This is a genomic window from Nitratidesulfovibrio oxamicus, from assembly GCF_015731765.1.
GTDB lineage: Bacteria > Desulfobacterota > Desulfovibrionia > Desulfovibrionales > Desulfovibrionaceae > Cupidesulfovibrio > Cupidesulfovibrio oxamicus.
On sequence record NZ_VRYY01000510.1, the window covers coordinates 1 to 1,598 of the forward strand.

A 1,598-nucleotide genomic window follows, 5' to 3' on the forward strand; every position below is an offset into this window, starting at 1 on the left:
GCATGCGCCCCGCGCCGTCAGCTCGTCCAGCGCCTTCCGCACCGCGTCCAGCGGGGCCCCCAGGGCCTTCGCCAGTTGCGGCGCGGTCTGCGGCCTGCGCGTTACGGAGCGCAGCACCGCCTCTTGCAGAGCCTCCGTGTCCATGATCAGGGGGACGGGGGGCACGGGGGCTTCCGCGTTCGTCGCATTCGCCGCACGGCGGGAACCGTCATCCGGTGTTGCCGCCGTGGGGTCATGGCCAGCAGGCGCCGTGCGCGGGCACCCGGCTGCCGTGTTCAGTTCGTCGCTCCAGCGGGCCAGCACGTCCCTGTCCACGGGCAGGGCGCGCGGGCTTGCGCCCGGTCGCGACAGGGTGGTCACGTCCACCCGGTGGGGGGCCAGTTGGCGCACGTAGTCACGCAACAGGGCGAGGTTTTCCGCCGTGTCGTTGATGCCGCGCGCAAGCAGCACCTCCAGCCAGATCCGCCCGCCGAACCCGCGCGCGAAGCCCAGCAGGCCGTCGGCCACGCCGCGCGCGGTCACGCCCTTGCACGGGCGGTTCAGCACGCGGAATTCCGATTCGACCAGCGAATCCAGCGAGGGCAGCACCACGTCCGCCCCGGCAAGGTCGGCGCGCACGTCGTCCCGGTGGAGCAGGGTGGAGTTGGTCAGCACCGCCACGGGCACACCGGGCAGGATGTCCCGGCAGCCCGCGATGATGCGGGCAAGGTCGCTGTTCAGGCAGGGTTCGCCCGAGCCGCCCAGCGTCACATGGTCAAGCCGGACGGAAGCCGGTGACGCGGAAGGCGTCCGGCAATCCGGCGTGGCCCCGTGCTTCGCCGCCTCGGCGTCGCGCCAGCGGGCCAGTTCGTCCAGCAGCACGGGGGCCGGGACGTAGGGAGCCCGCTCGCAGGTGTGCGCATCGGTCGCACCCGCCTCGCAGTACAGACAGTCCATGGAACACACCCGCCCGCCAAGCAGGTCGAGGCCGAGCGAACGACCAAGGCGGCCTGAGGCCACCGGACCGAACACGTGGGCAAGGGGCATGCTGTCCAGAAAAACGTCCTTGTGCGAGAATGCGTGCAAGTGCCGGGTGCACGGCGCGGCGTGGGCCGCACCTTTCACCGTGGGGTGCATCAAAACGGGTTTTCAGGAAAAAAGCAAGCGGGGGCGGGAAACCGGTGGGGTTCTCTGGCCTTTTTGCAGGGCCTGGGCGGATGATGCATGGGCAGGGAAGCGCACTAGCACGCGGCGGCGTGGCCGTCCATTGTAATGTTGCAGGCCCCGGCGGTGCCTGCGCACGATGCTGCATGGCGGGGGCGGCCAGCCGGGGCAGGGCTGGAGCCAGAGCCGGAGGCAGGCCGGGAGGGCGCGTGCGAAGCCGCGCGTTGTCCCTGTCGTGTCCCTGTCGTGTCCCGGTCGTTGCCCCAGTCGTTGCCCCGTCCCTGCCGATGCCGCCGTCCCTGCCGCGCGCGGTCCCACCAATCCCGCCAATTCGGCCAGCCTCGCCGCTTCTTGACACCGCCCCCCTGTCCCGGTAGGCCCTTCGTTCCATAGGGCCGGGACCGGGTCTGCCATTGGCGGCAGGCGCGGCCCCGGGCGCGCGCAGGGCGCGCGCC

At 71.8% G+C, this 1,598-nt stretch carries 1 protein-coding gene; it reads right to left on the reverse strand.

Annotation, left to right across the window (positions count from 1 at the left end; translation table 11 throughout):
* On the reverse strand, positions 1-1,026 hold a 1,026-nt coding region (locus tag FVW20_RS14700), incomplete at its 3' end, for a radical SAM protein (RefSeq protein ID WP_196610199.1).
* Positions 1,027-1,598: the final 572 nt, after the last annotated feature.